Genomic DNA, 5,384 nt, shown 5'->3' on the forward strand with positions numbered 1-5,384 from the left:
GATCGTCGCGCGACTCGGTGGCTGGAATTGTTACTATAAACCACCGGGGCCAAAAACCATGCGAGCCGGATGGGCACAGTTCGCCTCAATGGCCGCAGGCTTCGTCCTCGCTACCCAGTCAAATGTGTGAATCCCGTAGGACCTGCGGGGCGGGATTGCTGCATTCGCATCCGCACTGGACCCGGATGATTACACTATGGCGCAACAATTGGCCGCGGCGTTGCGGGGCAGCGGATCTGAGGGGCTGGTCTACCCCAGCAGGCGCGATCCTGACGGTGTTTGTGTAGGGCTGTTTTACCCGGACCTAGCCACGGCACCTATGCAAGGGCGCCACCTTGATTATCACTGGGATGGTGTTCGCGTTGATCTGGTCCGCGATGCGGGGACCGGAGAGGTTTTTCGGGTGAAGGAATTCTGAAGGGGGCGGGGACAGACAAAAGCCGAATATGTCCACGCGCATTTTGTGAAGCGGCGTCTTTTTGCCAGCCCGGGTTTTTGGCTGCCAATGGGTACTTTAAGTATGCCTCGTGTTGAATGGTGCGGGCGTTGTGTTTAGCTTGGTCAATTAAGGCATTTTTTAACAGAAATCGGAACGATCGAGGGTTTCTAAGTGTATTATTTAGGGCAGTGCGCATGCTATTTCGAAACATCGAAGAATATGTTTGAGAAAATTTAATGACGTTCCGTCTCATAACCTGAAGGTCATAGGTTCAAATCCTATCCCCGCAACCACTTTCGTTATAACTCACTCGAAATCCAAATCTGACAACAGCCCGCGCAAGCATAACTGCTTGTACGGGCGGCGTTTTGTCGAGCTCCAGCATCGACTGGTTGTTGCGAGGGCGGTCACGCAGCGTTGCGCCGGAGTCTTATGTAAGCGCGAATTTCGGCGCACCTAGGCCGGGTGGCGGGCTGCTGGGAATAGGTGTCCACTTACGGGAGGTGGATACTTATGATGGAGCGGATTGGACCGCATGGTCTGGAAATAACGGGCGTGAGGCGCGATGGGCGTCGGCGCTATGATCCGGCCAGCAAGGAACGCTTGATCGAGGCGTGCTTTCGGCCTGGGGTATCGCTTGCGGGCGTGGCATTGCAGCACGGGGTGAACGCCAACCCGAGCCCGATGCCCTCGTGCATGAGGGATTATGGTCCGAGCCCACGCAGCTCGACCGGATGTGAGGTGATGCGGCCATCAAGGCTGCATGGCAAAGACGGGCTCACGCTCAGGATCCGACCGCTCAGGAGAATGCTCGAAGAACAAATAAATCATCTTGACCAACGAAACCCCATGTGAGGGGATGAGTGAGCCACGACGGTTGTCTCCGCCCTCATCAAGCAGGCATTAGAACAGCCCGTGGGCTCGAATTGCGTTAGCCGATAGACGGTGCAGCCCGCGTTTGCCTCTGAGAGCTGACCTTATTTGCTCATCGAGCAGAAACGAACCAAAGAAAAGCGGTCGGGATCGACCTTGATCCCGACCCAGTCTGGGAGGAAACGGATTGCGTTCAGTTCTTGGCGGCGGCAACCGCCTTGATTTCAATGATCAGACCTGGGCGGGCAAGGCCGGCGATGTCGAGGATCGTCCAGGTTGGAAAGGGGGCGGGAACGTACTGGGCCTTGACCTTCGCGAAATCGGCGAGATGCGCGTTGACACCGACGTGGTAGGAAACCAGTTCGACCAAGTCGCTCATTTGGCACCCGGCCTCCGCTAGAACGAGCTTCAAACGTTCGAAGGCATTCACAAACTGCTGTTCGGCCTTTTCCGGGATTGATCCGTCGGGGTTGAGCCCAATTTGTCCAGCAACAAAAACCAGATCTCCAGCTTTCACTGCTGACGAGTACTGGAATTTGTCGAAGATCGTTCCGCCGCCCGCGGCGGTAAAAATCGGATTTGTCGAGCTGTACACGGTTTTGGTCATTCAGAGTCCTCGCGTTCTTCTTGAGGTTTGTAGATGTTAGAGGCGTGTCCCGGACGCCAGTTCGAGACCGAGCAGGAGGCGGCCGTAGGCCTCCGAGATCGGTTCGGGCTGGAGGAGGAAGTGAGAGCTCATTGCGTGGATGTCGCGAAACAGGCGTTCGATCCGTGTGCCTTCCGGCAGGAGGGAACCGCCGAGCGCTGCGAATAGCCGCTGCGTCGAAGAGAGCGCCTGTCGCGAAGCGATAGCGATCTTCGTGCGGCTAAGCCCGCGTTCTTCCGGCGTGAGAACGCCAGCATGACCGATGCGTTCCTCGATCATCATGGTTTCGGAAAGCAGGAAATCGCGCAGAAGACTCATGGTCGCCGCACTGCCGCCCGCATCGACCTGCGCGATCTTGTCGTTGATCTGGGCTTGCTGGTTGCCCGAACTGACGCGGCCGCGCATGATTTTGATGCACTCTTCGCTGCACGCGCTCGCCACGCCGAGCGTCGGCGCCAGGACGGACATCGCGTTCGCAGTGTTTAGCGGAAAGTCGTAAAGCGGCTCGCTATTCGGGCAAGTTGGGTGCTTGTTGCCAGCCTGCAATTCGGCCCAGTTCATGAACCGGTGCGCCGGGACGAATGTCCTGCCAAGATTTATGTTTTTGCTCCCAGTGCCGCGCATGCCCATCACGCGCCAGCTATGATGGTCAATAACGAATTCAGATCGAGGAACGAGTACCACATGAGGCGTCGTTGCGCCGCTTCCGTTGGGAATGTTGATCAGGAGACCAAGCCAATCCGAAACATCGACGCCAGACGCATAGCGCCACCGTCCGCTCAATGAGATACCACCGCCGACAATTTCAATCTCGATATCCTGACCCACACCGCCGGTTAGCATGGGAACGATCGGCGAGACGCCGGGCGCGAAAATCTCTCGTTGTGCCTCGGTCGAGAACTTTCCGAGCATGATGATGTTGGCGCTTGTCAATCCAGCCAGCCATGCGGAGGACGAGCAGGCGAGGGCGACGTTGAACGTTGCCTCCCAGGCGAAGCGGGGCGATACGCCGAGCCCGCCAAAGCGGGAGGGCCGGGTCAAATTGAACAATCCCGTCTCGAACAGGCGTTCCGCCACGTCGTCCGGTATCCGCCGAGCCTGTTCGACCCGCGCGGCCTGCTCGCTGAGCCATGGCACAAGGGCGGCCGTTCGTTCGAGTACCATTTCGGCCCCGGCTTCCATCGAAGTGGGGACTGTGGTCCGCCGAGCCAAATCCATTGCGATTGCCTCCTCTCGCGCTATCATACGAACGGAGTATCGCGGGGGCGGCATCTTTGCTGTATCGCCGGATACGTGTTGGTCGTTCCTTTCGAGGAATCAGAGGAGGGGCACGAATGGCGAAGAAGCCCGCCGCGACCTGGCGCATGACGGACGCGCTCGCGGCCAAGCTGCAATCGTTCGAAGGGAAGGTGCGGCTGCGCCGTTTCGCCGAAGGCGAACAACTATACCGGCAGGCCGAGGTCAATACCCACTTCTACTTCGTGAAGTCCGGTCTCGTCCAAGTATCGATATTCAGGCGGGACGGCACCGAGGTGGTGCTGGAAAATATGGGACCGAACGCTCTGTGCGGCGAGGGTGCGGCTTTCGACGGCTTGCCGCGGTTCTCGACGGCGACCGCCGTCGAAGCGACTGAAGCCCTGGAATTCGATGCCGCCCACATCGAAGCGTTGATGCGGCAGGACCCCGAATTCGCGTTGGCCCTGCTGAGGCTGACCAGTCTCAAGCAGCGGATTCTCGCGCTGCGCCTGGAGCACCTCGTCTCCAACGATCCTGAAGAGCGCATACTCGAATTGCTCAGCCGGTTGAGCAGGATGTTTGCCGTCGATCACGAAAGAGGCCGGAAGATTCTGACACATCTCACTCACGAACAGATCGCGTCGATGACCGGGACCTCACGCGTAACCGTCACACGGACGCTCGGTCGGCTGCGCGATAAGGGAATGTTGTCCGGCGAGGATGGTTACACCATCCTCGCCAAGGATCTCGACGCCTGATTGCGATTTCAGCCGGTCCACCAAAATTCGTCGATGTGCTGCCCCCCGGTTTGGTCCGGCTCGTCGTAGGAAAGGCGAGCGTACTTTCCTCCGTGATAGAGAAGCGGCGTCGCCGCGGTGGCCGGGCCGAACATCTCGTCGATTTGACCGATGAGGATGCGGTGATCCCCGCCGGGATGTTCCGCGACGAGCCGACAGCGGAAGGTGGCGTTGGCTCCCTCGACCCACGGCACGCATTCGGTCTCCCGCCAGCGCCATGTCGGCACTTGGAGAGGTCTCCCGGCATGATGCGTCGAGACGTCCTGCTGGCTCGCTGAAAGCAAGTTGACCGAAAAAGCGCCAACGGTGTCTATTCGCTTTGCCGTCGCGCTCGTCAGCGATGCGCAAAACAGCAGCAGCGGCGGATCGAGACTCACCGGCGTGAGCGAATTCACGGTCATGCCGGTCGGTCCGGCTTCCCCTGCAACCGCGATCAACGTTACGCCGGTCGTCAGCCTCCGGAACAGCGTCCGAAAAGCTTGGGCGGTATCCCCGTTCATGCTGCCGCTCTCCGTAAGCTAGGCCTTCGAGACGGCCGTTCCTACCGTTCGGATCGGGTATCCGCTGTATCCAGCAGCACAAAGTAGCAGATGTATCCGCAGATACAGCGGGCCTACTGGAGCGGTGCCACGCTGGATACGTAACGGCAACCGTGAGGGGATACGCAGGGCTGTTCAACCCTCTGAACTGACGGTTCATTGAGTCCGATATGCAACAGGATGTCGCAAAGTGAGGCGATGGGTGTCGGGGGGATTCCCGAGGCGGCCGATCTCGGATTCTTGGGACGGCAACCGACTCGGAGGTTGCCATGACCACATTCACCCCATTGCTCGACATCCTGACGGATGTGCCTGACCCGCAGCGCGCGGAGGGGAAACTCTACAAGCTGCCCCACGCAACGCTTCCAAGGCAATCTTCGCCTTCAATGCCGCATCAATCGTCCGTCTGGTTTTGCTCATAATCCGCTCCGTTTACCACGACAGAGCGGCGCCTCGTCCAATTAAGCCGGTGGTCCCATTTTCGGGGCCCAGTTCAGCTGGTTTGGCGACTCCATTGAAATTGCTGGGTTTTATTCGTTCCGTACCTGGACACTGCGATACGTAATTGCCGCAACTCATTGATATAGAATAGAAAGATCATGGCCAGACACTAAGCCGAGCTTCCGATTTGTTTTTCTCGTAAGTCGTTGAAAATACCCGACTGAGACCACGAATCGCCCCGAAAACGCGCCCATGTAATTATAAAGAATAACTTGCTTGTCAGGGGATATTGTGTATATCGTAAGACATGTATATTGAGGCGGTTCCCAACCGGAATTCTCTCCCGGCGATCCTGCTGCGCGAAAGTTATCGCGAGGGCGCCAAGACCCGTAAACGAACCCTCTGCAACCTCT

At 58.2% G+C, this 5,384-nt stretch carries 5 protein-coding genes; 2 read left to right on the plus strand and 3 right to left on the minus strand.

The window, feature by feature from the left end; translation table 11 throughout:
* Positions 1-175 precede the first annotated feature (175 nt).
* Positions 176-418 (plus strand): RES family NAD+ phosphorylase, encoded by a 243-nt coding sequence (locus tag AiwAL_RS20460; protein WP_408851875.1) that lies wholly within the window; start codon positions 176-178, stop codon positions 416-418.
* A 1,087-nt stretch (positions 419-1,505) separates the two neighbouring features.
* Here the strand turns inward: AiwAL_RS20460 and AiwAL_RS17415 are convergent.
* Positions 1,506-1,919, minus strand: coding sequence for a RidA family protein (locus tag AiwAL_RS17415; protein ID WP_262313174.1), 414 nt, complete (start codon positions 1,917-1,919; stop codon positions 1,506-1,508).
* Between the two features lie 36 nt (positions 1,920-1,955).
* On the minus strand, positions 1,956-3,176 hold the full coding sequence (locus AiwAL_RS17420) for an acyl-CoA dehydrogenase family protein (protein ID WP_262313175.1): 1,221 nt from the start codon (positions 3,174-3,176) through the stop codon (positions 1,956-1,958).
* A gap of 116 nt (positions 3,177-3,292) precedes the next feature.
* On the opposite strand from AiwAL_RS17420, the gene AiwAL_RS17425 reads away from it, so the two are divergent.
* Positions 3,293-3,952 (plus strand): Crp/Fnr family transcriptional regulator, encoded by a 660-nt coding sequence (locus AiwAL_RS17425; protein ID WP_262313176.1) that lies wholly within the window; start codon positions 3,293-3,295, stop codon positions 3,950-3,952.
* 8 nt (positions 3,953-3,960) lie between these two features.
* Here AiwAL_RS17425 and AiwAL_RS17430 read toward each other — a convergent pair whose 3' ends face one another.
* On the minus strand, positions 3,961-4,491 hold the full coding sequence (locus AiwAL_RS17430) for a flavin reductase family protein (RefSeq protein ID WP_262313177.1): 531 nt from the start codon (positions 4,489-4,491) through the stop codon (positions 3,961-3,963).
* Positions 4,492-5,384 lie beyond the last annotated feature (893 nt).

It is taken from the genome of Acidiphilium sp. AL, from assembly GCF_025499445.1.
In the GTDB taxonomy this organism is placed as follows: Bacteria; Pseudomonadota; Alphaproteobacteria; order Acetobacterales; family Acetobacteraceae; genus Acidiphilium; species Acidiphilium iwatense.